The sequence below is a fragment of the Iamia sp. SCSIO 61187 genome (assembly GCF_019443745.1).
Classification (GTDB): Bacteria; Actinomycetota; Acidimicrobiia; order Acidimicrobiales; family Iamiaceae; genus Iamia.
The window spans coordinates 2,325,922-2,350,661 of the sequence record NZ_CP050948.1; the positions used below are offsets into that span (position 1 = coordinate 2,325,922).

Here is a 24,740-nt window from a genome sequence, read left to right on the forward strand (position 1 = left end):
ACTCCCTAGAGCGATCGCACCCGCGGGCCCCGGACCGCCCGCTCGACGGGCGTCAACGGCCGCTCGTCGGCGTGGTCGACCAGGTCGACCGGCTCCGGGTCGGCGTCGGACGCCGGCTCATCGGTCGGTGCTGCCGGCGCATCGGTCGGCGCCGCCGGCTCGTGCTCTGCGGCCACCTCGTCGGTCGTCGCCGCGGGCTCGTGCTCTGCGGCCACCTCGTCGGTCGGTGCCGGCTCGGCCTCGGCGACGGGCTCGGGACCGGCGCCGCCGAGCGCGGTGCCCTCCCCCGGCGCCGGGGTCTCGGCCGGGTCGGGGACGAGGGCCGTCCCCCGGATGGCGGTCTCGGTGACGACGGTCCCCTCTCCCCCGCCGTCGGTGGCAGCGTCCGTCACCTCGTCGGCCGGGGGGACCGGGGCCGGCTTGGCCAGGTCGACGCCGCCCGGGTCGTGGCCGACCTCGTGCTCGACCGGCTCGATGACCCGGTGGGCGGACCGGGCCTCGGCGTCGTCGTAGCGCTCGCGCAGGGCGACCAGCTCGTCGGTCCGACCGCTGTCCTGGTAGAGGTCGGCCAGGGTCAGGAAGAAGGTGGGGTCCAGTTGGACGCCGAGCTCGTCGACCTCGTCCTCGACCACGTCGAGCAGGCCGAGGAGGAGCTCCTCGACGGCATCGACCTGCCCGAGGGCGAACATGGTGGCGATCTCGTCCCGGTAGGTGCTGTGGTGGCGCCCGCCGAAGGTGCCGGGGGCGCCGACGCCCGTGATGCGCCGCCGGATGCGGTTGCGGGCCCGGTCGAGGGCGTCGTCCTCGGACGGCTCGTCGGACCGCCGGAGCGTCGCCGGCGGCGGGATGGGCACGTCGGTCTGGCCGCTGGCCATGGCGGCGAGCACCCCGAGGTCGACGTGGGCGGCGGCGGTGTCGCCGGCGAGGGAGTAGAGGTGCGACCGCTCCTCGAGTGCGGCGGCGATGACGGCGCCGCTGCGATCGGCGTCGGACAGGGCCTCGCACACGGCGTCGAGGGCGCCGGGCAGGTCCTGGAGCGTCCGGCAGGCGACGCTGCGGGCGACGAGGGCCAGGGCCGACAGGTCGTCGACGTTGGGCAGCGCCGAGGTGATCTCGAGGACGCGGGCGTGCTCGCCCTGGGCCAGCAGGGCGGCGGCCTTGGCCAGCACGACGGCCGACCGCGGCGGGTACGTCTCGAGGAGTGACAGGGCCTCGCCGATGCGCCCGGCGTCGACGAGCAGCTCGGCGGCCAGCAGCCCGAGCGCGGTGCGGCTCAGGCGGAGCAGGACGGGGACGCTGGGGGCCAGGTTGACCTGGACGGTCAGGTCGCCCCAGTGCTTGCGCAGGAGCTTCGACTCGGTCGGCTCGTGGGCCGCCGTGGCCAGGGGCTGGAGCAGGTCGATGGCCGACGGGCCGTCGATGGTCGCCAGTCGGAGGGCGGCCAGCACCCAGGCCGGGTCCTGGGCCGGTCCCGGCTGGGTCGCCAACCGGCCCAGGCCGTCGACGTCGTCCTTGGCCACCGCTGCGACCAGCGCCCGCTCGGCCCGGTGGGCCATCGGCGACAGCCGGAGGCCGTCGGCCGCCGTCGTCGGGTCGATGGGTCCCCGGGGCGAGGGCAGCCAGGCCCGCCAGGGCGAGGCGGGGAGGGTCGCAGGAGGCTGGCCGGGCGCGCTGAGCAGCAGGTGGACCTGCTCCCCGTGCTCCATGTGCTCCTCCATCTTCCGCGCCACGGCAGCGCGTCCGGAGGGTCCATCGGCGGCGGACCGGCCAGATCCAGGCCTCGGCGCGTCGGATTGTCGGCCCGGCGGTCGGATCACCAGGTGCCGGCCCGCCGATCGCCCGAACGGGCTACCCGGCGAGGTCGGGCTCGACCGCCTCGATCCAGTCGAACAGGGGTTGGGCGCTGAACCAGCCGGCCAGGTTGGTGCCGACCTGCGAGCGGGTCAGGGCCGCCACCTCGGGATCGATCTCGTGGGGCTCGCCGGCGGCGCGGGCCGACAGCTCGACCTCGCAGGTCCGCTCCATCGTCACGTACCAGAAGAGGGCCTCGTCGACGCTGTGGCCGACGGTGAGCAGGCCGTGGTTGGCCAAGATGGCCGCCTTGGCCCCGCCCAGGGCGGCGGCGATGCGGTCGCCCTCGGCCGGGTCGTCGACCACGCCGGTGTAGTCGTCGAAGAGGACGTGGTCCTCGAAGAAGATGCACGAGTCCTGGGTGAGGGGCCGGAGCGGGCGCCGCAGGGTGGAGAAGGCCCGCCCGTACTTGCTGTGGGAGTGGGCGGCGGCGACGACGTCTGGGCGGGCGTGGTGGATGCGGGAGTGGATGGCGAAGGCGGCCCGGTTCACCGGCCAGGAGCCCTCGACCACGTTGCCGTCGTGGTCGCAGAGGATCAGGTCCGACGCCTTGATCTGCTTGAAGCTCATCCCGAAGGGGTTGACCCAGAAGTGGTCGAGCCGCTCGGGGTCGCGGGCGGTGATGTGCCCGGCCACGCCCTCGTCGAACCCGAAGCGCCCGAAGATCCGGAACGCCGCCGCCAGCCGCCGCTTGCGGTGGGCGCGCTCCTCGTCGGGCGTGCGCTCGACGAAGGGGCTGGCGGGCATCAGGTCGGTCATGAGGTTCTCCCGGCGGGCGGAGCGATGTCGTCCACCCTACGCGAGGGCGTCAGCCGAGGGCGGTGAGGGAGTAGGTCACCGACACGGGCCCGCCGATGCCGCTGACGTTGTCGGCCACGACCACGGCGGCCGTGAGCTCCGGACCGGTGGCGGCGAGGGTGCCGCTGGGGCCGGTCGGCCCCTCGGCCAGGGAGTCGGTGTCGATCGTGAAGCCCGCCGCCGTGAGCTGGGTCTTGATGGTCTCGTAGACGGCCGGCACCTCGCCGTCGACCGATCCGACGACGTTGAGCGAGAGCACCGGCGTGTCGGTCGAGGTCGACGTGACGATGGCCAGGCCCTCGGGCACGGCCAGGTCGGCGGGCCACTCGGCGGGCAGCTCGGCGTCGCCGGAGACGCTGGCATCGAACCCGTCGCCCGAGCAGCTGCCCGACACCGCGCCCTCGTCGGCGTCGATGTCGATGTCCTCGCAGTCGCTGTTGCGCTCGATGGCCTCCTCGGCCACCTTCTCGCCGATCTTGCCGCACCCGGCCGTGCCGGCCACCAGGGCCAGGCCCACCAGGCCTGCGGCCACTCCACGGCGAACGTCCATCTCCACCACTCCTCATCGTCAGCGTCGGGCCCCGGTCGGGGCCCGACGCTCACCATGGTCGAGATCGGCGGCGGCCGGATGAGCGGTCACTACGCAACCGCCGGGGGGACCGGACCCCCGGGGGCCACCCCCCCGCTGGTACGCTCCCCGGGCTGCCGACACCGTGCGGGAGAGGCCCAGCGTCGGGCCGCCGAAGGAGCAAGTCCCTCCCCGGAATCTCTCAGGCCCCAGGACCGCACGGACGAGGCGACGCTGGAAAGCGACCGGCCCCGACCGGTCCACCCAAGGTGCAAGCCGGTCCGCCGGTGAACCTCTCAGGTGCCGATGACAGCGTGGGGAGGACGATCCGAGGCCGCCCGGCCGACCCCGTCCCACCGCCCTCCGGAGGACCCATGTCCGACCGTCCCCGCCTCACCTCCGCCGGATCCGGCGTCCCGTTCGCGGCCCGTCACATCGGCCCCACCGACGACGAGCAGGCCGCCATGCTGGCCGCCCTCGGCTACGGCTCGCTCGAGGAGCTGGTCGACGACGCCGTCCCGGCCGGCATCCGCGAGGCGGCGCCCCTCGACCTGCCCGAGGCCGTGGGCGAGGAGGAGGCCCTCGCCGAGCTGAGGGCCCTGGCCGCCCGCAACCAGGTGGTCACGTCGATGATCGGCATGGGCTACCACGGCACCGTCACCCCCCCGGTGATCCGGCGCTCGATCCTGGAGAACCCGGCCTGGTACACGGCCTACACGCCGTACCAGCCCGAGATCTCCCAGGGCCGGCTCGAGGCCCTGCTCAACTTCCAGACCCTGGTCACCGATCTCAGCGGGCTGGCCCTGGCCAACGCCTCCCTGCTCGACGAGGCGACCGCGGCGGCGGAGGCCATGACCCTCGCCCGCCGGGCGTCCAAGGCGCCGGCCGACGCCCCCTTCGTCGTCGACACCGGCTGCCACCCCCAGACCTTGGCCGTGGTCGCGACCCGGGCCGAGCCCCTGGGCATCCGCATCGTCGAGGCCGACCTCGGCGCCGGGTTCCCCACCGCCGACGAGCTGGCGAGTGGCGCAGGCAGCTCGGGCGACGCCTTCGGGGTCCTCGTCCAGTACCCCACCACCACCGGCCTGGTCCGCGACGACGCCGCCCTGGTCGCCGCGGCCCACGAGCGGGGCGCCATCGTCGCCTTCGCCGCCGACCCCCTGGCCCTGTGCCTGCTGCGCCCGCCGGGCGAGATCGGCGCCGACGTCGTCGTCGGGTCGGCCCAGCGCCTCGGGGTCCCCATGGGCTTCGGCGGTCCCCACGCCGGCTACATGGCCGTGCGCGACGGCCTCCAGCGCTCCCTGCCGGGCCGCCTCGTCGGGGTGTCGATCGACGCCGACGGCGCCCCTGCCCTGCGGCTCGCCCTCCAGACGCGCGAGCAGCACATCCGGCGCGAGAAGGCGACCAGCAACATCTGCACGGCGCAGGTGCTCCTGGCCGTCATCGCCTCGTCCTACGCCGTCTACCACGGACCCGACGGCCTGGCGGCCATCGCCGAGCGGGTCCACCGCGCCGCCCGGACCCTCGCCCGGGCCCTGGCCGACGGCGGGGCGGAGGTCGTCCACGACACCTTCTTCGACACCGTGCTGGTGCGGGTGCCGGGCCGGGCCGACGCCGTCGTCGCCGCGGCCCTCGAGGGCGGGGTGAACCTGCGCCGGGTCGACGCCGACCACGTCGCCGCGTCGTGCGACGAGCAGACCACGGTGGCCCACCTCGACGCCGTGCTGGCCGCCTTCGGGGTGCCGGCCGACGCCGCCCGCACGGCCGACGAGGTCGGCGACGGCGCCCCTGCCGTGCCCGACGGGCTGGTGCGGACGAGCGGGTTCTGCGAGCACCCGGTGTTCTCGTCGTACCGGTCGGAGACGGCGATGATGCGCTACCTGCGCCGGCTGTCCGACCGCGACATCGCCCTCGACCGGGCCATGATCCCGCTCGGGTCGTGCACCATGAAGCTCAACGCCGCAGCCGAGATGGAGCCCATCACCTGGCCCGGCTTCGCCGGTCTCCACCCCTTCGCCCCCGCCGAGCAGACCCAGGGCTACCGCCGCCTGATCGACGACCTGGAGTCGTGGCTGGTGGCCATCACGGGGTACGCGGCGTGCTCGGTGCAGCCCAACGCCGGGAGCCAGGGCGAGCTGGCCGGCCTGCTCGCCATCCGCGCCTACCACCGCTCCCGCGGCGACGAGGGCCGCGACGTGTGCCTGATCCCCTCGTCGGCCCACGGCACCAACGCCGCCAGCGCGGTCATGGCGGGCATGCAGGTCGTGGTGACGGCGTGCGACGACGACGGCAACGTCGACCTCGACGACCTCCGGGCCCAGATCGACGCCCACGCCGGCCGCATCGCCGCCCTGATGGTCACCTACCCGTCGACCCACGGCGTCTTCGAGCAGGAGATCCGCGAGATCTGCGCCGCCGTCCACGACGCCGGCGGCCAGGTGTACCTCGACGGGGCCAACCTCAACGCCATGGTGGGCCTGGCCCGCCCCGGCCGCTTCGGGGCCGACGTGAGCCACCTGAACCTGCACAAGACCTTCTGCATCCCCCACGGGGGCGGCGGCCCGGGGGTCGGCCCGGTCGCGGTGGGCGAGCACCTGGCCCCGTTCCTCCCCAACCACCCGGTCGTGCCCGAGTGCGGGTCCGAGACGGGGCCGGGGCCGGTGTCGGCCGCGCCCTGGGGGTCGGCGGGGATCCTCCCGATCCCCTGGGCCTACGTCCGCATGATGGGGGGCGAGGGCCTGCGTCGGGCCACCCAGGTCGCCATCCTCAACGCCAACCACATCGCCCGCCGCCTGGCCGAGCACTACCCGGTGCTCTACACGGGGCGGAACGGCCTCGTCGCCCACGAGTGCATCATCGACCTCCGACCCCTCACCAAGGCCACCGGCATCACCGTCGACGACGTGGCCAAGCGGCTGATCGACTACGGGTTCCACGCCCCGACCATGAGCTTCCCGGTGGCCGGGACCCTCATGGTCGAGCCGACCGAGAGCGAGGACCTGCGGGAGATCGACCGCTTCTGCGACGCCCTGATCGCCATTCGGGCCGAGGTCGACGAGATGCCCGGCGTCCTCACAGGCGCCCCGTGGACGGCCGAGTCCGTGCTGGGAGACGACTGGGAGCACCCGTTCACCCGGGCCCAGGCCGCCTTCCCGGCGTCGGTGTCGAAGGCCGACAAGTACTGGCCGCCGGTGCGGCGCATCGACGGCGGCCACGGCGACCGCCACCTCGTCTGCTCCTGCCCCCCCGTGTCCGACTACCAGTAGCGGTCGCTGCGGTCGGAGTGGGTCTGACCCACTCCGACCGGCGAGCGGCGTGACCTCGTCAGCTCGTGGTCAGGAAGGGCGTCTTCACGACGGTCGCGGGGACCTCGGTGCCGCGGACGTCGATGGCCAGCCGGTCACCGATGGCGACGTCGGGGGGCACGAAGGCGAGGGCGATCCCGTGGCCGAGGGTCGGCGAGAAGTTGCCGCTCGTGACCTCGCCGACGGGCTCGCCGTCACGGACGACGGCCTGGCCCTCGCGGGGCGGGCGCCGGCCCTCCACGACGAGCCCGCGCAGCCGGCGGGAGATGCCCCGCTCCTTCTCGGCGGCGAGGGGCTCGCGGCCGATGAAGTCGCCCTTGTCCCACCGCACGACCCAGCCCAGCCCGGCCTGGAGCGGGGTGATCCCGGGGCCCAGCTCGTGGCCGTGGAGCGGGAGCCCGGCCTCGAGCCGGAGGGTGTCGCGGGCGCCGAGGCCGGCGGGGACGACCCCGGTGCCGACGATGGCCTCCCACAGGGCGTCGGCCGCCTCGGCCGGGACGGCGACCTCGATCCCGTCCTCGCCGGTGTAGCCGGTACCGGCGGCCACGCAGTCGACCCCGGACCAGACGGTGCGGGCGACGCCGAACCGGGGCACGGCCGCGGCCTCGGGGATCACGGCGGCGACCCGGGCCCGGGCCTCGGGGCCCTGCACCGCCAGCACGGCCCGAGCGGCGGTGACGTCGACGGCCCCCTCCCCCAGCGCCCCGGTGACCCGGTCGGTGTTGGAGGCGTTGGGCATGACGTCGAAGCGCTCCTCCCCCACCCACCACACGATGATGTCGTCGAGCACGGAGGCGTCCTCGGCGTCGAGCAGGTGGGTGTACTGGGCCCGGCCCGGGCCGATGCGGCGCAGGTCGTTGGTGAAGGCGGCCTGCAGGCGGTCGAGCGCCTCGGGCCCCTCGATGCGCACGGTGCCGAGGTGGCTGACGTCGAAGACGACGGCGTCGGTGCGGCAGGCCTCGTGCTCGGCGAGGGTCCCGCTGGGGTAGCTGACCGGCATGTCCCACCCCCCGAACGGGACCATGCGAGCGCCGAGGGCGCGGTGGACGGCGTCGAGCGGGGAGGTGCGGGTCACGGCCGGAGCGTACCGGCGGACGGGATCAGGCCTGGGCGACCTGGGGGACGGCGTCGGCGGCGGGCGCGATCGTCGGCCGCAGCTGGTGCACGGCGGTGTCGAGCTCGCCCTTGAGGCCGTCGAGGGTGACCAGGTTGAGGTTGAGCACGCCCTGGCCGTGGTACCGGTTGACCACGTCGATCATCTCGACGTCGTCCTTGACCAGCACTGCGGAGGTGCCGGCGATGACGAGCCGGGCGGCGGAGATGTCGGTGCCCTCGGAGCGGAGGTAGCCGAAGGCGTCGCGCACGGACTCGAGCTTGATGCCCGAGTCGAGCATGGTCTTCACCAGCTTCAGCTCGAGCAGGTTGCGGTACGAGTAGCGCCGGCGGGACCCGCTGCCCTTGGCCTCGGCCAGCTCGGGGCGGATCAGGTCGGTGCGGGCCCAGTAGTCGAGCTGCCGGTACGTGATGCCCACGATCTCGGCCGCGGCCTTGCCGCTGAACCCGGGGTCGGTCGCGACCGCACCCGTCGTCGCTGTGTCGTCCGGCTGTCCGTCCATCCCGCTCCTCCGTGCCCCAGCGCATCACACGGTCGTAGTTACGGCGCTGTGGGCCGTCCACCGTACGCCCCGAGCGCGCGCCGGTCAACGAGGTGCGCCCCCACCAGGGGGCGGCGGGCTAGGAGGCGAAGTCCTCGGGGCTCACGTTGTCGATGAACTCCTTGAACTGCTCGACGACCTCCTCGGCCTCCTCCTCCTCGACGGCCTCGTCGTCGTCTTCGTCCTCGGCCTGGAAGGCGGCTTCGTCGAGGACCTCCTCGGCGGCGTAGATCGGGGTGCCGATCCGCACGGCGAGGGCGATGGCGTCGGAGGGGCGGCTCGACACCCGGTGGACCCCGTCGGCGGCGTGGAGCTCGATCTCGGCGTAGAAGGTGCGGTCGCGCAGCTCGGTGACGGTGACCGACTCGATGCTGACGCCGAGGTCGTCGAGCAGGTTCCGCATCAGGTCGTGGGTCATGGGCCGGGGCGTCACGACCTCCTCGAGGGCGAAGGCGATCGCCGTGGCCTCGGGTCCGCCGATGAAGATCGGGAGGACGCGGCGGGCGCCGGTGCGCTCTCGCAGGAGCGCGATCGGGGTGTTGGAGGGGAGCTCCACCCGCACGCCGACGAGATCCATCTCGACCATCCCCCGCACCCTACCGCCGCCCACCCACCGCGGGGCGGGCACCTCGGGGTGGTCTCGCCTACCCGAGGTCCTTCGACAGGGCGGTCCGGAGCAGGGCGGCGCGCAGCGACTGCGCCAGCCCGGCCAGCTCGACGACCGTCTCGTGGGCCTGCTGCTGGCCGTCGGCGTTGCGCTGCTTCACCAGCGGCATCACCAGCTGCTCGAGCAGGGCGGCCTCGCGCTCGGCCGCGGTCTTGAACATCCGGAGGTGGCGGGCCTCGACGCCGTGGGCGAGGAAGCCCGCGGACTTCTGGGCGATGACGAGGTCCTCGCCGTCGTAGTACCGGTCGTCGGCGACGGCGTGGCCCTGCACCAGGCCGTACTCCTCGAGCGAGCTCAGCTGCTGCCGGGTGAGCCCGCTGGCGGCCAGGAGCTCGTCGACGGTGAGGCTCACCGCGGTGGCCTCGTGGGCGAGCGGGTCGGGACCGTCCCCCACCGCCGGCCGTCCGGACCGGCCCCGGTCGACCTTGGCCCGGGCGGCGTCGGCCATCCAGATGGGCAGCGGGGCGGGCTCGGGCTCCGGTGGGGCCGTCGCGGGGGCGGGCTCGACCGGAGGCGGTGCGGTCGGGGTCGGGTCCGGGGCCGCTGCGGTCGGGGTCGGTGCCGTCGGGGCGCCGCTCGCCGACGGGGCGGCCGTGGCCGGCACCGCGGCCGCGGGCTCCTCGCCGCCCTGGCCCAGCGGGACGGCCGCGGAGGCCCCGTTCCCACCGTGGTCGGGCGCGGCCAGCTCGGCGTCGACGCCCTCGTCGAGGCGATCCTTGATGACCTTCAGCGGGAGGAAGTTGTCGCGCTGCTCGGTGAGGATCCACCGCAGCCGGCGGACGTCGGCCTCGTAGAACTTGCGGTAGCCCGACGGGGTCCGCTCCGGGTCGAGGAGGCCCTGGCTCTCGAGGAAGCGGATCTTGGAGATGGTGACGTCGGGGAACTCGTCCTGGAGGAGGCTGAGGACCTCGCCGATCGACAGGTGCGACCGTTCCGCCACGGTCACGCCCCCGCCCCGGCCGGCACGGGGGTCACGACGCGGCTCCGCCGGCGGCCTGGGCCCCGGCCACGAACACAAGCTTGAACTTCCCGACCTGCACGGTGTCGCCGTCGGTGAGCTCGGCCTGCTCGATGCGCTCGCGGTTGAGGTAGGTGCCGTTCAGCGAGCCCACGTCGGCCACCACGAGCCGATCCCCCTCGTTGCGGACCTCGGCGTGGCGGCGCGACACGGTGATGTCGTCGAGGAAGATGTCGCTGTCGGGGTGGCGCCCGGCGGTGATGACGTCCTTGTCGACGGCGAAGGTCGACCCCGCGTTGGGCCCGGCCCGGACGACGAGCACCCCGATGCCGGGCAGCTCGTCGAGATCGAGGCTGACCTCGTCGGACTGGCCCGAGGGACCGTCGATCTGGAGCTGGATGGTCGGGCGGTCGTGGCCGTCGTCGTGCTCGATGGGCGCGCCGCAGGAGGAGCAGAAGTTCGCGTCTGGGGCGTTGTGGTGGCCGCAACGGCCGCACTCGGTCTCGGCCACGTCTACTCCTCGATCAGGCTCCGGTAGCCGTCGGCGTCGAGCAGGTCGTCGAGCTGCGCCGTGTCGCTCACCTCGAGCTCGCAGATCCACCCCTCGCCGTACGGATCGTCGTTCAGCCGCTCGGGGGCGTCGCCCAGGTCGGCGTTGACCGCGACCACCGAGCCGGTGACCGGGGCGTAGATCTCCGACACCGACTTGGTCGACTCCACCTCGCTGATCGTGGCACCGGCGGCGACCTCGGCGCCGGCCTCGGGCACCTGGACGAACACCACGTCGCCGAGGGCGTCCTGGGCGTAGTCGGTGATGCCGATCCGCACGCGGGAGCCCTCCACCCGCACCCACTCGTGGTCCTTGGTGTAGCGCAGGTCCTCGGGGAGGTTCATGGTCGCAACCTACCTCAGCCGCGCCCTCGACCTCTCCGAGAGGGTTCGCCCCCGATCCGCCATCTCGTGCTAGCGCACGAGCTGCCGGATCCACGTCCGCCGACCCCACCCGCCGCCCTGGAGGTTTCGGCTGCGCCGACGCCGTCCCTGTTGCCGACGAAACTCCGCCATCTCGTGCTAGCGCACGAGCTGGCGGATCCGTCGGCCGTACTCCTGGGCTCGGGTGCGGGCGGCGGAGTCGGTGGCGCCCTCGGCCCAGACGTGGGTGAGGGGCTCGGCCGGGTCGGGCAGGGCCAGGGCCCAGCCGTGGTCGTGGAGCACCTTGACCCCGTCGACCAGGATCAGCCGGTCGGGGTCGGCCCGCTCCACCAGCGACCGCATGACCAGCCCCTTCTGCTCCCACGGGGTCACGACCGTCTCGTGGGCGATGTGGGGCCGGGGCAGGTCGTCGACCACCGACGAGAGCCGGACGTCGTGGCGGGCCAGCAGCTCGAGCAGCTTGACGAGCATGGCGGCGGCGTCGAAGGCGGGGAGGAAGCCGGGCAGGATGTAGCCACCGTCGGTGGTGGCGGCGAAGCCCACCCCGGGCTCCTCGGAGGCCGCCATCAGGGCCGCCGACGACATCTTCGACTCGACCACGGTGATGTCGTGGCCCTCCAGCATCTTCGCCACCTGGATGGTGGCGTTGACCGGCACGGCGATCTTGTCGCCGTCGATGTGGTCGGCCACCAGGCGGACCAGGGCGAGGAGGGCCTGGGTGTCGGTCAGGACCCGGCCCTCGTCGTCGATCAGGGTGAGCCGCTCGCCGTCGGGATCGAGGACGGCGCCGACGTGGGCCCCGGCGGCGGTCACGAGCGGGGCGGCCGCCTCGGCGCCGCGCTGGCGCACGAAGCTCATGGCGCCCTGGGTCGAGGCGTAGGGGTTCACCGACAGGACCTCGGCCCCCAGCTTGGCCAGCACGTTGGGCATGGTGAACGAGGTCGAGCCGAACCCGTAGTCGGTCACGATCTTGAACCCGGCCTCGCGCACGACCGCCAGGTCCACCGTCTGGCCCAGGGCCGTGGTGTAGTGCTCGAGCACGCGGGGCGGGAAGCCGATGTCGCCGATCTCCTCGGCCGGCACCCGTCGGAAGTCCTCCCGGGAGAACTGGCGCTCGATCTTGCGCTGCGAGGCCTCTGAGATGTCGAGCCCGTCGCCGTCGATGAACCGCAGCCCGATCGAGTCGGGGTCGTCGCCCTCGAGGCGCACGCTCACCCCGCCCGACACCACCGGCTGGCGGATGGCGAAGCGGGTGACCGGCACCGACGCCACCTCGAGGTCGAGGACGTCGACCCCGCCGGCGTTGAGCCCGGCCATCAGCGCCCGCTTGAGCATCCGCGACGCCCGGCTGGAGTCGCGGGAGGTGACGACGGTGCTGCCCCGCGGGAGCGACGTGGCCCAGGCCATGGCGATGCGGGTGGCCAGCTCGGGCGTCATGTCGACGTTGGCCAGGCCGGTGGCCCGCGAGAGGCCGAACAGGCTGCGCGCCCCGCGCGACTCCAGGATGATCGACGAGTTGACGGTGGCGCCGGCCTCGATCGTCTTGAAGGGGTACACCTTGACCCCGGCGCCGACGACGGCCTCCTCGCCCACGAAGCACTCGTCGCCCAGCACCGAGCCCTCGTCGGCGCGGGCCGCCCGGCGCAGCTCGGTGGAGCGGCCGACGACCGACCCGCGCAGGCGCGACCCCTGGCCCAGGTACACGTTCTCGTGGACGACCGACCGCTCGATCACGGCGTCGGAGCGGACCCGGGTGTTGCGCCCGAGCACGGCGTAGGGACCGACCCGGGCCCCGGCGTCGACCCGCACCCCGGCACCGACCACGGCGTTGCCGACGATCTCGGCGTCGGGGTGGACCTCGGCCCCCTCCCCCAGCCACACGCCGTCGCGCAGCTGGAAGCCGGGCACGTCGACCTTGACGGTGCCGTCGAGCACGTCGCGGTGGGCCCGGACGTAGGCCTCGAGCGTGCCCACGTCCTCCCAGTAGCCCTCGGCCACGGCGCCGATCATGGGCTTGCCCTCGGCCAGCAGCTGGGGGAAGACCTCGCCGGAGAAGTCGACGGGCCGGTCGGGCGCGATGTAGTCGAAGATCTCGGGCTCGAGCACGAAGATGCCGGTGTTGATGGTGTCGCTGAAGACCTGGCCCCAGGTCGGCTTCTCCAGGAACCGCTCGATCGAGCCGTCCTCGTGGGTGATGACGATGCCGAACTCGAGGGGGTCGTCGACGGCGATGAGCCCGATGGTGGCCAGCGCCCCCTTCTCCTCGTGCTCGGCCACGATCTTCGACAGGTCGATGTCGGTGAGGACGTCGCCCGAGATCACGAGGAAGCGCTCGTCGAGCACGTCCTTGGCGTTGCGGACCGACCCGGCGGTGCCGAGGGGCTGCTCCTCGGTCGCGTAGACCATCTCGACGCCGAACTCGGACCCGTCGCCGAAGTAGTTGCGGATCTGGTTGGCCAGGAAGGCCACGGTCACGACGATCTCGGTGTAGCCGTGGTCGCGGAGGAGGCCCACGATGTGCTCCATCATCGGCCGGTTGGCCAGGGGCAGCATGGGCTTGGGCGTGTGGGAGGTGAGCGGGCGGAGGCGTGAGCCCTCGCCGCCCGCCATGATGACGGCCTTCACGGGTCCGAACCTACTGGCCGGCGGTGGGCGTCTCGTCCCCCGGGGCGGCCGGCTCACCCGTCCGGGCGGCCCGGCCCTCGCGCAGGGCCCGCAGGCCGATGGGCACGTAGAGGCCGAGGGCGACGTAGCCGAGGACGAGCCCGGGGACGGTGAAGGCCCAGGCGAGCACCCGGGCCTGGTCGCGCCAGAACAGCTGGCCCTCGGAGGCGAGGAACATGGGGAAGGCGAACATCACGCAGAACGTGCCCGCCTTGCCGAACCAGGTGACGTCGATGCGCTTGGCCCCGGCCAGGGCCAGCCCGACGGTGGCCATCGACACGACGACCTCGCGGATCAGCACCAGCCAGGCCACCCACAGCGGGATGCTGCCGTCGATGATGATCGCCAACCCGCCGACGAAGAACAGCAGCCGGTCGGCCACGGGGTCGAGGATCTTCCCGATGTTCGAGACCTGGTGCCAGCGGCGGGCGATGTAGCCGTCGAGGAAGTCGGTGGCCCCGAGCGCGCCCAGGACGCTGGCGGCCCAGACGCGGTCGTCGCGGGCGAACAGGAGCCACAGGAACACCGGCAGCATGCAGAGCCGGACGACGGTGATCAGGTTCGGCAGGGTGACGACGCGGTCACCGCCCGGCTCGGGCGCGTCCGGCGGGGCCGGGCTCCCGTCGGGCGGGTCGGGTGCGGTGACGTCGCCCACGGGCGGACCATAGAGCGTCGTAGGGTCCGGCCCCATGGCCACGCTGTTCACGCGCATCATCGAGGGCGAGATCCCGGGACGGTTCGTCTGGCGGGACGAGAGGGCGGTCGCCTTCCTCACCATCGCCCCCCTCGCCCCCGGCCACGTGCTGGTGGTGCCGATCGAGGAGGTCGACCACTGGATCGACCTCGAGCCCGACCTGCTGGCCCACGTGATGGAGGTGGCCCGCACCATCGGCCGGGCCCAGCAGGAGGTCTTCCGGCCGACCAAGGTCGGCGTCATGGTGGTCGGCGAGGAGGTCCCCCACGCCCACGTCCACCTGGTCCCCTTCACGGGCCTCGACCAGCTCGACTTCGCCCACGCCGACCACGACCCCGATCCCGCCGCCCTCGACGACGCCGCCGCCCGCCTCCGCGACGCCCTCCGCGCCGCCGGCGCCCCCGGCGTGGCCGACGCGTAGCGGCCCGGCCTCCTCAGCGCAGCAGGAGGATGACGCCGGCGCCCTCGTAGGCGACGTCGTAGGAGAGGCCGCGGAGGTTGGCCAGCACCGTGATCTGGTCGCTGTCGGACCAGATGCGGTCGCCGTCGTCGTCGACCGCGGTGGTGTCGAGGATGATGGCCGGGACGGTCGGGCGCCAGCCCCGGTCCGGGGGCCCGACCGGTAGCTCGTGGACGGCCCACCGCTCGGCCACCAGCGCGGTCAGCTGGGGCGACACGGCGACGGCGCCGGTCAGCCCGTAGCCCTCCTCGAGGGTGTCGACGGCCTGCATGCGGCCGCCGTCGACGGCGTCGCGGCCGCCCCACGACCACGGTTCGTTGAACGGAGATGCCGGCGCGACCTGGACGAAGATGGCGACGGTCGCCAGGACCATGGCGGCCACCACGCGGTGGTCGACCCGGATGCGGCTCACGCTGGGCTGGCCGATGCGGGCCAGGGCGACCACGGCGGCGAGGGCCAAGGGGACGACGGCGAGCATCAGCACCGACGGGAGCAGGTCGGCGCCGGGGCCGGGCTCGAGCCCCTGCCGCACCGCCTCCTCCCCCACCAGGCCGAGCACGATGGGCGGGAAGGCGGGGAGGGCGAACCGGGGCACCACGAAGGGCAGGAAGAGGAACGGACCCACCAGCAGCACCAGGGCCCCGACGTTGGGCTGCAGGACGAGGTCGGTGACGAGGCGCAGCGGGTCCCGGAGGACGGCGAGCGGTGCCTCGCCGCGGGCCAGGACCGCCTCCCCCGAGGTCAGGGGCCCGCTGGGGACGGGGGGCGCGACGACGATGAGGTAGGCCGCCGTCCAGACCGTCCCGAGGGCGGCGGTCAGCGTGCCCGAGCGGCGGTCGCCCGAGGTGATCCCCAGGAGCCCGAAGGCGATCAGCAGCAGGCCGACGTCGGCGCGGGACGCGACGGCGATCACGACGCACACCCCGTAGGCGACCCAGCGCCGCCGCTGGCCGAACCACGAGGCCCACGCCAGGGCGGGAACCGCCGGGACCACCGCGCTCCAGCCGCTGAGGTTGGCGGTGTAGAGGATGGGCGCGGCGGCGTAGGCGAAGCTCAGGGCGACGGTGACGCCGAGGCGGAGGCGGGCGACCTCGCGGGCCATGCGCCAGATCGGGACCACGGCGAGGCCCAGGCACACGGGCTGCACGACGGCGAGCATCGGGCCCATGGGGATCCAGCGCCCCAACCACAGCAGGGGCAGCGACGTGAACGCCCACTGCCCGGTGATCACGTTGCCCCCGGCGATCGACGACGAGGCGCCGTGGCCGTTCTCCAGGTTCCACGCCGCCTGGGTCCACACCGCCAGGGTCGGGCCCCCGTCGAGCTGGCGCTGGACGGCGAAGCCGATCGTGGCCAGCAGGACGGCCAGCACGCCGCCGATGGCCCACGGGAGGGTCCGGTCGACCCACGGCGTGTCGAGCCGGGCCTGCCACCGCAGCGAGGACGCGTCGAGGCGCCGGCGGAGACCCATCCTCCTCCGTCCGCCGCTCATAGCCCCCCTCCCCTGGTCACCGTGGTGACCTCGGCCGTCACCCGGGGTCGCCGCCGTGCTCGACGGTGGCCTCGGCCGGGATCGCCTCGATGAGGTGCGGACCCTGGTTGCGGACGTTGCCCACGTCGGTGCTCACCGGGTGCATGGTGATGAGCGACGGCGGCGCGGGGACGAGCAGGCGGCCGAGCGTGTCGATGTCGTCGTTCTCAGGGTCGAGCCAGGCGTCCCAGGCCGACGGGGGCAGCACGACGGGCATGCGGTCGTGGATCGCCCGCATGGGCTCGTTGGCGGCCGTGGTGATGATCGTCGTCGAGCGCAGCTGCTCGGTGCTCTCGGCGGCACCGTCGTCGCCCTGGGGGCCCCGCCACACCTCCCACAGGCCGGCGAAGGCGAAGGGCTCGTCGTCGGGGCGGTGGATGAAGTACGGCTGCTTGCGCTTCTGGCCCGGCAGCTTCTTCCACTCGTAGAAGCCGTCGGCCGGGACGATGCAGCGCCGCCGCCTGAACGCCGGCTTGAAGGCACCCTTGGTGGCCAGGGTCTCGGCGCGGGCGTTGATCATGCGGTTGCCGACCTTGGGGTCCTTGGCCCAGCCCGGGACGAGGCCCCAGTGGAAGGCGTCGACCCGACGGACCCCGCCGTCGGCGTGGACCACGTAGACGTCGGTGGTGGGGGCCACGTTGTAGGTCGGCTCGAGCGCCTCGTCGACGGTGCCCTCGGCGCCGAAGTAGGAGGCCAGGTCGGCCGGCGAGCTGGAGGAGACGAACCGGCCGCACATCGGGGGCGACGCTACCGGCCCCGCCCGGCCGGGGGGCTGACGGGTCGCGGCACGCGCTGCCGTGACATCGGTCGCATCTCGCCCGAAAGGGCTTGTGCCTGGATGCACAAGCGGTGGAAGGTGGTTCCCTCCAGTCCCCCCGCCTGTCGCCGATGGAGTCGCAGATGTTCGCTCGCCTGGGTCGTTGGTGCCACGACCGCCGTTGGATCGTCCTCGGCCTCTGGATCGTCGCCCTCGTCATCGCCGGGGCGGCGTCGGGCGCGCTCGGCACCGAGTCGGAGTCGAACCCGTCGCTGCCCGGGGAGGCGCAGCGCGGCCTCGACATCCTCGAGCAGGGCTTCGACGGGGGCGGCGGGGACCAGGCCGGCTCGATCGTCTTCCGGTCCGAGACCGAGGTGACCGATCCGGCCGTGCAGGGCCCGATGGAGGACCTGCTCGCCGAGGTCGAGGAGGTCAGCGGCATCACCGTCGTCAGCCCCTACGGCGAGGGTGGTGCCCGGCAGATCTCGCAGCAGGGCGACGACGCCGGTCGCATCGCCTTCGCGTCGCTCCAGGCCCCCACCGGGTGGTCGTTCGAGGACTTCACCGCCGCCGGCGAGGAGATCCGGCCCCTGGTCGAGGAGGCCGACGTCCCCGGCACCGAGGTGTACCTGGGCGGCGGCAGCTTCGCCGAGTTCGAGGAGCCCTCGTCGGAGATCCTCGGCGTCGGCTTCGCCATCGTCATCTTGATCCTGGCCTTCGGGTCGGTGCTGGCCATGGGCCTGCCCATCGGCGTCGCCCTGTTCGGGATCGGCGTGGGCACCTCGATCGTCGGGATCCTCTCCAACGTCGTCACCGTGCCCGACTTCGCCACCATCCTCGGCGTGATGATCGGCCTCGGCGTCGGCATCGACTACGCCCTCTTCATCGTCACCCGGTACCGGGAGAACCTGCACCACGGGATGGAGCCGGCGCGGGCGACGAGCGTCGCCATCGACACCTCCGGCCGGGCCGTGGTGTTCGCCGGGGCGACCGTCGTCATCTCGCTGCTCGGCATGACCATCATGGGGCTGAGCTTCGTGACCGGTCTGGCCATCGGGGCCGCCAGCGTCGTGGCCGTCACCGTGGTCGCGTCGATCACCCTGCTCCCCGCGCTCCTCGGCTTCGCCGGCACCCGGGTCGAGGTGACCCGCTGGCGCGGCCTCGTCACCGCCGGCCTCGTCGCCCTGGCCCTCGTCCTGTTCGGCCTCGGGGTCCCGAGCGGCGTGTCCTCGGTGCTGCTGGTCGCCGGCGTGGCCGTCCTCCTGCTCGGCCTCGTCGTCCGGCCCCTCAAGCGCGAGGTCAACATGCGGTCGCGGCGGTCGGCCGAGGAGACCTTCGCCTACCGGTGGAGCCGGGTCGTCCAGCACCACCCGTGGCGGTCCGCCGTCGCCGGCACCGTGTTCCTCTGCGTCCTCGCCATCCCGGTGTTCGGCCTGCGGCTGGGCTTCTCCGACGAGGGGAACTACCCCGAGGGGACCGACACCCGGACCGCCTACGACCTGCTGGCCGATGGCTTCGGGCCCGGCTTCAACGGCCCGCTCCTCGTCGTGACCGAGATCCCCGAGGGCACCGACCCCGCCGTGCTCGAGCAGATCAGCGCCGCCCTCGCCGAGACCGAGGGCGTGGCCTTCGCCTCCCCCGCCATCCCCAACGACCCCGAGGACCCGAGCGCGGCCACGGCCGCCCTGTGGCGGGTGATCCCCACCACCTCGCCACAGGACGAGGGCACCACCGAGCTGGTCGAGCGCCTGCGCGACGACGTCCTGCCGGCGGCGGTCGGCGACTCCGAGGTCGACCCGCTCGTCACCGGCTCGGTCGCCATCCTGGCCGACTTCTCGACCTACCTGTCGGCCCGCCTGCCCTTCTTCTTCGCCGCCGTGCTGGCCCTGTCGTTCCTGCTCCTGATGGCCGTGTTCCGCTCGATCCTGGTGCCGCTCAAGGCGGTGCTCATGAACCTGCTGTCGATCGGGGCCGCCTACGGCGTCGTCGTGGCCGGGTTCCAGTGGGGCTGGCTCGGCCCGCTCCTGAACATCGACGGGGCCCCCATCGAGCCCTTCCTCCCGATGATGCTCTTCGCCATCGTGTTCGGGCTCTCGATGGACTACGAGGTCTTCCTCCTGTCCCGCGTCCGGGAGGAGTGGCTGCGCACCGGTGACAGCCACGAGTCGGTGGCCAACGGCCTGGCCGCCACCGCCCGGGTCATCACCGCCGCCGCCTTGATCATGGTGTTCGTCTTCGGTGGCTTCCTCCTGGAGGACGACCGGATCATCAAGCTGATGGGCGTCGGTCTGGCCACCGCCGTCCTCCTCGACGCCACCGTGGTCCGCATGCTCCTGGTGCCCGCCACCATGGAGCTGCTCGGCGACCGCAACTGGTGGCTGCCGTCGTGGCTCGACCGCCTCCTCCCGAACATCGACGTCGAGGGCCACGTCGAGTACGACGACCAGGACGACGCCGGCGACCCCGACGCCGCCGGCGAGCCCGAGAAGGAGCTCGCCCCGGTCTGACCGGCCGGCACCCGCCCCTCCCCCGCTGTTCACCGTGCGTTGACGCGGTGGACCAGCACGGCTCACGTCGATGGCGTAGACATCGCCGCCATGCGCACGCTGCTGACCCGGGACCTCGCGGCCTGGGGCGGGACCGCCGCCCTCGTCGCCACCTGCATCGCCCTCTGGGCGGCCGTCCTCCTCGGCTGAGGCTCGCCCTCGGGGTCTCCGTGCCCCGCGACCGCCGAAGCCGGCGCCGCCCGCCCCCGTCGTGGGAGACTGGTGCGACGCCGCTCGCTGCGCGAGGTGGACGGAGGCAGGATGTCGACGCTTCGACGTTCGATCGAGGGAGCGAGGGACCTGGTCGATGACGCCCTCGTCGAGGCGGACGAGCAGTGGCGGGTGGCCAGGCCGATCGGCCTCGCCCTCCTGGTCACGCCCCTCCTCGCCGCCGTCGCGGTCGCTGCGACGCTGGTCCATCGTCCGCTGTTCAGGTGGCTGACCGGCGAGGACGGGATCCTCGAGTGGAGCCAGTTCGTCGCCGACGTCATCGGCGTGGGTGCCGCCGTCGGGGTGGTGTCGCTGCTCTGGAGGCGGCGGGAGGTCGCTCCCGCGCTCTTGTGGGTCGCGTTCGCCGCCGCCCTGGTCTTCATCGCCGGTGAGGAGATCTCGTGGGGTCAGAGGGTGTTCGACCTCGACACCCCGGCCGCGCTCGAGGGGCGGAACCACCAGGGCGAGTCGAACGTCCACAACATCCGGGTCGTCCAGGACTCCATCAACGTCGGGTTCATGCTGGTCGGCCTCTACGGCAGCGTGGTGGCGGTGACCCTCCGCCGTCGGCTGGAGGAGGTGCGCCGCCCGCCGTGGTTCGACCTCGTCGTGCCGCCGATGGTCCTCTCGAGTGCGTTCCTGCTCGTGTTCGCCTACAAGCTCCTGCGCCTGGTCGCGCTCCAGTCGCCTCGCTTCACGATCGTCAAGTACGGCGAGGTCATCGAGCTGTGCACCGCCGGCGCTCTGTCGCTCTTCGCCATCCTCAGCGTCCGTCGCCTGTCCGGGCCCGGGGTGGCGCGTCGCGACGGGTCAGCGGGGCCGGTGACGATCGACCTCAGGGATGGCGTCGCCGCCCGGCAGGGCGCGGCGCGACCCCAGCAGCGCACGCACCGGTAGCGGAGCCCCCTCAGACGGCGTCGGCCCGGAGGGCGTCGAGCTCCTCGATGGTCCAGTCCCGCTCGCTCGTCCCCTGCCACTGCAGGCGCTGGTGCGACCGCGCTCGCGACCGGCGCCGGAGCAGCGCGCCCACGGCCACGATCACGACGAGCAGCACGGCACAGATCACCGATGGGTCCACGTCATCGCCCCGAGTCGTCGTCGCCCGCACGCCGACCATCTCACGTCCGAGCGTCGTCGTCGTCACCCGGCCGGGGGTGATGCGGATCAGCGGGGCTCCAGTCCTCCCCCCGGAACACGCTGCGTGGCGGCACCGCCGCCCGGGGTCCCGGATCGCCCCGGCCGGCGGTGCGGCGGCGACCCCGGCTCAGCCTGCGGCGAGCTTGGTCGCGATGTGGTCCATGACGGCACCGTGGCTGTCCTGCGGGCTGAACAGGACGAGCTCGGCGTCGTCGTCGACGCGCACGCTGTGACCCGCAGGCCAGTGGAAGACGTCGCCGGCCGAGCAGCTCTCGGTGCCGCCATCGGTGTAGGTGACGACGACCTGGCCCTGGATGACGTAGCCCCAGTGGGGCGAGGCGCAGGCGTCGCCGTCGAGGCCGACCAGCAGCGGGGCCAGGTCGGTGCCGGTGGCCAGGCTGAAGTACTCGGCGCCCATCGCCCCCTCGGCCGTGCCGAAGTCGGGGACCTGGCGGGCGACGGCTCCGGGGGCCTCGAGGCGGACGGGGATGTCGGTCTTGGTGATGTGCATGGTGATCTCCTGGTTCGTGAGCGGCGGGGCTCTCAGGAGAAGGACGTGATGATCGTTGTCACAATGGGACGGTGAGCGAGCCGGCAGAGATCGAGGCGGCGGTCGCCGAGGGGCGGTGGGCGGAGGCCCTGGACCTCCTGGATGCCGAGCCCGGCGCCGCCCGGTCGCCGGCCCTGCACGAGCTGCGGGCCCGGGCGGCCTACGGCAACGGCGACTTCGAGGCGTCGATCGCGGCGTGGGAGGCCCAGCACGGTCTGCTGTGCACCGCCGGTGACCACGTCGGCGCCGCCCGTGCGGCCGCCATGATCGCCATGTTCCTGATGATCGACACCGGCCTCATGGCCCCGGTCCGGGGCTGGCTGCGCCGGGCCGTGCACCTGCTCGACGGGCACGACGAGGGTCCGGTGCACGCCGTGGTCGCGGCGATCCGCGCCTACGAGCGGTTCATGTGCGGCGACATGGCCGCGGCGAGGGAGCAGGCCGACATGGCCATCGCCCTCGGCCGACGGCAGGACTCCTCGGCCGCCGAGGTCATCGGTCGGACCGCGAACGCCCGCATCACGATCCTCGAGGGCCACGTCGCCGAGGGCCTCGACCAGCTCGACGAGGTCGGCGCCGTGCTCATGTCGGGGGAGGTCGACCCGCTCACGACCGGGATGATGCTGTGCGAGCTGGTCTGCGCCGCCCAGGGCCTGGCGCTCCACGACATGGCCTCCGAGTGGACCGACGCCATGGAGCGATGGCGGCCCGACGCCGCCTTCGGGGGGCTGCACGGACGGTGCCGCGTCCACCGGGCGGAGATCCTGCGTGTGTCGGGACCGTGCGCGGCGGCGGAGCACGAGGCCCTACGGGCCTGCGACGACCTCAGGCCGTGGATGCGGCGCGAGTTCGGCTGGCCCCTCGCCGAGCTGGGGAACATCCGGCTCCGCAAGGGCGACCTCGCCGGCGCCGAGGAGGCCTACCGCGCCGCCCACGAGCACGTCTGGTGCCCCCACCCGGGCCTCGCCCTCGTCCGCCTCGCCCAGGGCGACCTCGACGCGGCGACGAGCCTGATCGCCGACGCCGTGGACCACCCGTCCCAGTCCCCGTCCAAGGAGCGGCCGCCCTTCGGTGACCTGGTCCTGGCGCCCCTGCTCGAGGCGCAGGTCGAGATCGCGGTGGCGGCCGGCGACCTGGCCACCGCTCGACGGGGGAGCACAGCCCTCCGTTCCATCGCCACCGTCTACGCCAGCCCCTGGCTGGACGCGTCGGCGTGCCTGGCCGAGGCGCGCGTCGACCTGCTGGCCGGTGACCACGACGGCGCCGTCGGTGCGAGCACCTCGGCGGCCTCCGTCTGGGCCGAGGTGGGGGCCCCCTACGAGGCGGCGGTGGCCCGGTTGGTGCTCGGTCAGGCCCACGCCCGGGCGGGGCGACAGACGACAGCCCGCCTGGAGTGGCAGGCGGCGCAGTCGGCCTTCGCCGCGTTCGGTGCCGAGCTCCAGGCGGCGAACGCTCGCCGTCTGCTCGACGGGACGGCCCCCGCGGATGCGCACCGAGGCAGCAGCCCGGTCGCCGAGGCGACGTTCCGGCTCGACGGTGACGTGCGCATCGTCGCCTTCGCCGGCCGGTCGGCGACGGTCCGGGACCTGAAGGGCTTCCGCTACCTGGTCCGGATGCTGGCCGACCCCGGGCGCGAGTTCCACGTGCTCGACCTCGTCGCCGTCGAGCAGGGATCTCTGCCGACCGGGCCGCCAGCCGGCGTGGGGCCCGGCGACGCCCTCACCTCCGGCGGCGCCGGCCTGCCGGCGCTGGACGATGAGGCCCGGCACGCCTACAGGCGGCGCCTGGCCGAGGTCGACGAGGACATCGAGGACGCGCTCCGGTGCAACGACCCGGCGCGGGCCGAGCTGGCCCAGTGCGACCGCGACTACTTGGTCGCCGAGCTCGCCTACGCCGTCGGCCTCGGCGGACGGCTGCGCGCCGTCGGCAGCGATGCCGAGCGAGCCCGGGTCGCGGTGGCCCGCACCCTCCGCTACGCGACCGCTCGGCTGGCCGAGCACGCCCCGGAGCTGGCCGCCCACCTCGCCAACTGCCTCCACACCGGCACCTACTGCTCGTACCGGCCGGACCCCCTCGCCCCCGTCGCCTGGTCGCTGTGATCGAAGCGCACGCGTGCCGACACCTCGGTGCCCTCTTCGGCCACCGCCCGAGACCGGTGCCGGACGGAGGGATGTCGAAGACAGGCGCCCGGCTCCGTCCGGGGTGTGAGCGAGGGCACCGGCCCTCGCCGTGAACCCAGGAGCCTCGATGCCTCGCACCCCCGCCCGCACGGTCGTCGCCAACATCACCCTGTCGCTGGACGGTCGGATCAACGGACCCGACGGTGAGCACGACATGGGTTGGATCGTGCCCCACGCCCTGTCCGACGGCGCCCGCGACCACATGCTGCGCGTGACTGAGCCGGCGACGACGGTGCTGCTCGGGAGGAAGAACTACTCCGGCTTCGGCGAGTTCTGGCCGAGCGTCGCCAGCATGGAGCTCGCCGATCCCCGCGACCGCGCCTTCTCGCGATGGCTCGACGCCACCGACAAGGTCGTGTTCTCGTCCACGCTGACCGACACCCCGTGGCGGGGGTCCCGCCTCGCCACCGCCGGGCCGGCGGCCACCGTCGCCGAGCTGCGGGAGGGAGCGGGCGGGGACATCGTCGTGCTGGCCTCGGTCAGCATCATCCGCCAGCTGCTCGAGGCCGACCTGGTCGACCGGCTGAGCATCATGCTCTGCCCGGTCGTGGTCGGCGGGGGCGACCGCCTGTTCGACGCCACGACCCCCGCCTCGGACTGGACCCCGGCCGGCTCCTGGCCGACCGAGACCGGGGCGACGGCGCTGCTCCTGGACCGCACCCGCACGGCCTGACCGGTGGGGTCGAGGGGGGCGGACGGACCACCGCCGCTCACGCCGGCCGGTACCGGACGGCGACCGTGCCCGACCCGAGCTCGCGGCGATCCACGAGCTCGAGCTGGATGCGCTCGCGCAGGCCGGCGAGCAGGGTCGGCCCGTGACCGGCGAGGACCGGCTGCACGAGGAACTCGTACTCGTCGATCAACCCCAGGTCCGCCAGGGCCAGAGGGAGCGTCACGCCCCCCACGAACAGGCCCTCGCCGGGCTCCTCCTTGAGGCGCCGGACCGCGTCCCCCAGGTCGCCTCGCACCAGCTCGGCGTTCCAGTCGACCCTGCTCAGCGTGCTCGACACGACGTGCTTCTCGGCCCGGTCGATGGTCTCGGCGAACGGGATCTCCCACTCGTCCATCCAGTCGGGCCACGGGCCCGCGGCCGGCCGCCGCCACGCCGACTCCATCATCTCGTAGGTCACCCGCCCGAACAGCAGGGCATCGGCCCGTCCCATCTGATCGGTCCAGTAGCGCATCGACTCCTCGTCGGGCGGGAGCCCGGCCTCGTGGTGGCAGCAGCCGTCGAGCGTGACGTTGATCGAGTAGCGGAGTGGTCTCACCTGGTTGC

General features: G+C 73.5%; 22 protein-coding genes and 1 riboswitch. Of the genes, 6 read left to right on the top strand and 16 right to left on the bottom strand.

Annotated features, from left to right (window positions below; translation table 11 throughout):
- Positions 1–5 precede the first annotated feature (5 nt).
- From HC251_RS11215 to HC251_RS11225, 3 genes are all read right to left on the bottom strand, one after another.
- A complete protein-coding gene (locus HC251_RS11215; RefSeq protein ID WP_219945370.1) occupies positions 6–1,730 on the bottom strand; it encodes a hypothetical protein in 1,725 nt (574 codons plus the stop codon).
- A 118-nt stretch (positions 1,731–1,848) separates the two neighbouring features.
- On the bottom strand, positions 1,849–2,610 hold the full coding sequence (locus HC251_RS11220; protein WP_219945371.1) for a class II aldolase/adducin family protein: 762 nt from the start codon (positions 2,608–2,610) through the stop codon (positions 1,849–1,851).
- A gap of 49 nt (positions 2,611–2,659) precedes the next feature.
- Positions 2,660–3,199: a hypothetical protein gene (locus HC251_RS11225; protein WP_219945372.1), complete on the bottom strand. Its 540-nt coding sequence runs from the start codon at positions 3,197–3,199 to the stop codon at positions 2,660–2,662.
- Between the two features lie 156 nt (positions 3,200–3,355).
- Positions 3,356–3,445, top strand: a riboswitch (glycine riboswitch).
- A 146-nt stretch (positions 3,446–3,591) separates the two neighbouring features.
- Here HC251_RS11225 and gcvP point away from each other — a divergent pair.
- Positions 3,592–6,483 carry an aminomethyl-transferring glycine dehydrogenase gene (gcvP, locus tag HC251_RS11230; RefSeq protein WP_219945373.1) on the top strand — a complete coding sequence of 964 codons (2,892 nt, stop codon included), beginning with the start codon at positions 3,592–3,594 and terminating at the stop codon, positions 6,481–6,483.
- 58 nt (positions 6,484–6,541) lie between these two features.
- On the opposite strand, the gene gcvT is transcribed toward gcvP, so the two are convergent.
- From gcvT to HC251_RS11270, 8 genes are all read right to left on the bottom strand, one after another.
- On the bottom strand, positions 6,542–7,597 hold the full coding sequence (gene gcvT / locus HC251_RS11235; protein ID WP_255566690.1) for a glycine cleavage system aminomethyltransferase GcvT: 1,056 nt from the start codon (positions 7,595–7,597) through the stop codon (positions 6,542–6,544).
- A 25-nt stretch (positions 7,598–7,622) separates the two neighbouring features.
- Positions 7,623–8,138: a MerR family transcriptional regulator gene (locus tag HC251_RS11240; RefSeq protein WP_219945374.1), complete on the bottom strand. Its 516-nt coding sequence runs from the start codon at positions 8,136–8,138 to the stop codon at positions 7,623–7,625.
- Positions 8,139–8,256: 118 nt separating this feature from the next.
- Positions 8,257–8,763: a bifunctional nuclease family protein gene (locus tag HC251_RS11245; protein ID WP_219945375.1), complete on the bottom strand. Its 507-nt coding sequence runs from the start codon at positions 8,761–8,763 to the stop codon at positions 8,257–8,259.
- 58 nt (positions 8,764–8,821) lie between these two features.
- Positions 8,822–9,790, bottom strand: a complete 969-nt coding sequence (locus HC251_RS11250; protein WP_219945376.1) for a MerR family transcriptional regulator — start codon at positions 9,788–9,790, stop codon at positions 8,822–8,824.
- A gap of 25 nt (positions 9,791–9,815) precedes the next feature.
- Positions 9,816–10,313, bottom strand: coding sequence for an FHA domain-containing protein (locus tag HC251_RS25995; protein ID WP_304608311.1), 498 nt, complete (start codon positions 10,311–10,313; stop codon positions 9,816–9,818).
- A 2-nt stretch (positions 10,314–10,315) separates the two neighbouring features.
- Positions 10,316–10,696 carry a glycine cleavage system protein GcvH gene (gene gcvH, locus HC251_RS11260; RefSeq protein WP_219945377.1) on the bottom strand — a complete coding sequence of 127 codons (381 nt, stop codon included), beginning with the start codon at positions 10,694–10,696 and terminating at the stop codon, positions 10,316–10,318.
- 177 nt (positions 10,697–10,873) lie between these two features.
- Positions 10,874–13,360 carry a sugar phosphate nucleotidyltransferase gene (locus HC251_RS11265; protein WP_219945378.1) on the bottom strand — a complete coding sequence of 829 codons (2,487 nt, stop codon included), beginning with the start codon at positions 13,358–13,360 and terminating at the stop codon, positions 10,874–10,876.
- Between the two features lie 10 nt (positions 13,361–13,370).
- Positions 13,371–14,054 (bottom strand): CDP-alcohol phosphatidyltransferase family protein, encoded by a 684-nt coding sequence (locus tag HC251_RS11270; protein ID WP_219945379.1) that lies wholly within the window; start codon positions 14,052–14,054, stop codon positions 13,371–13,373.
- A 34-nt stretch (positions 14,055–14,088) separates the two neighbouring features.
- On the opposite strand from HC251_RS11270, the gene HC251_RS11275 reads away from it, so the two are divergent.
- The gene (locus HC251_RS11275; RefSeq protein WP_219945380.1) at positions 14,089–14,514 is read left to right on the top strand and encodes an HIT family protein; all 426 of its coding nucleotides are present in this window, start codon (positions 14,089–14,091) and stop codon (positions 14,512–14,514) included.
- 13 nt (positions 14,515–14,527) lie between these two features.
- Here the strand turns inward: HC251_RS11275 and HC251_RS11280 are convergent, their stop codons facing one another.
- Positions 14,528–16,024 (bottom strand): DUF2079 domain-containing protein, encoded by a 1,497-nt coding sequence (locus tag HC251_RS11280; RefSeq protein ID WP_219945381.1) that lies wholly within the window; start codon positions 16,022–16,024, stop codon positions 14,528–14,530.
- Positions 16,025–16,082: 58 nt separating this feature from the next.
- Positions 16,083–16,820 carry an SOS response-associated peptidase gene (locus HC251_RS11285; RefSeq protein ID WP_219945382.1) on the bottom strand — a complete coding sequence of 246 codons (738 nt, stop codon included), beginning with the start codon at positions 16,818–16,820 and terminating at the stop codon, positions 16,083–16,085.
- Positions 16,821–16,984: 164 nt separating this feature from the next.
- On the opposite strand from HC251_RS11285, the gene HC251_RS11290 reads away from it, so the two are divergent.
- Both HC251_RS11290 and HC251_RS11295 read left to right on the top strand, forming a co-directional pair.
- The gene (locus HC251_RS11290; RefSeq protein WP_219945383.1) at positions 16,985–19,348 is read left to right on the top strand and encodes an MMPL family transporter; all 2,364 of its coding nucleotides are present in this window, start codon (positions 16,985–16,987) and stop codon (positions 19,346–19,348) included.
- 300 nt (positions 19,349–19,648) lie between these two features.
- Complete coding sequence (locus tag HC251_RS11295; RefSeq protein ID WP_219945384.1) at positions 19,649–20,494, top strand: hypothetical protein; 846 nt, start codon at positions 19,649–19,651, stop codon at positions 20,492–20,494.
- Between the two features lie 10 nt (positions 20,495–20,504).
- Here HC251_RS11295 and HC251_RS11300 read toward each other — a convergent pair whose 3' ends face one another.
- Positions 20,505–20,675: a hypothetical protein gene (locus HC251_RS11300; RefSeq protein ID WP_219945385.1), complete on the bottom strand. Its 171-nt coding sequence runs from the start codon at positions 20,673–20,675 to the stop codon at positions 20,505–20,507.
- A 186-nt stretch (positions 20,676–20,861) separates the two neighbouring features.
- Positions 20,862–21,245 (bottom strand): hypothetical protein, encoded by a 384-nt coding sequence (locus HC251_RS11305; RefSeq protein ID WP_219945386.1) that lies wholly within the window; start codon positions 21,243–21,245, stop codon positions 20,862–20,864.
- Positions 21,246–21,316: 71 nt separating this feature from the next.
- Between HC251_RS11305 and HC251_RS11310 the strand changes: the two genes are divergently transcribed.
- Both HC251_RS11310 and HC251_RS11315 read left to right on the top strand, forming a co-directional pair.
- Positions 21,317–23,383 carry a hypothetical protein gene (locus tag HC251_RS11310; protein ID WP_219945387.1) on the top strand — a complete coding sequence of 689 codons (2,067 nt, stop codon included), beginning with the start codon at positions 21,317–21,319 and terminating at the stop codon, positions 23,381–23,383.
- Between the two features lie 148 nt (positions 23,384–23,531).
- Positions 23,532–24,137, top strand: a complete 606-nt coding sequence (locus HC251_RS11315; RefSeq protein WP_219945388.1) for a dihydrofolate reductase family protein — start codon at positions 23,532–23,534, stop codon at positions 24,135–24,137.
- A gap of 37 nt (positions 24,138–24,174) precedes the next feature.
- On the opposite strand, the gene HC251_RS11320 is transcribed toward HC251_RS11315, so the two are convergent.
- A complete protein-coding gene (locus HC251_RS11320) occupies positions 24,175–24,732 on the bottom strand; it encodes a dihydrofolate reductase family protein (RefSeq protein WP_219945389.1) in 558 nt (185 codons plus the stop codon).
- Positions 24,733–24,740: the final 8 nt, after the last annotated feature.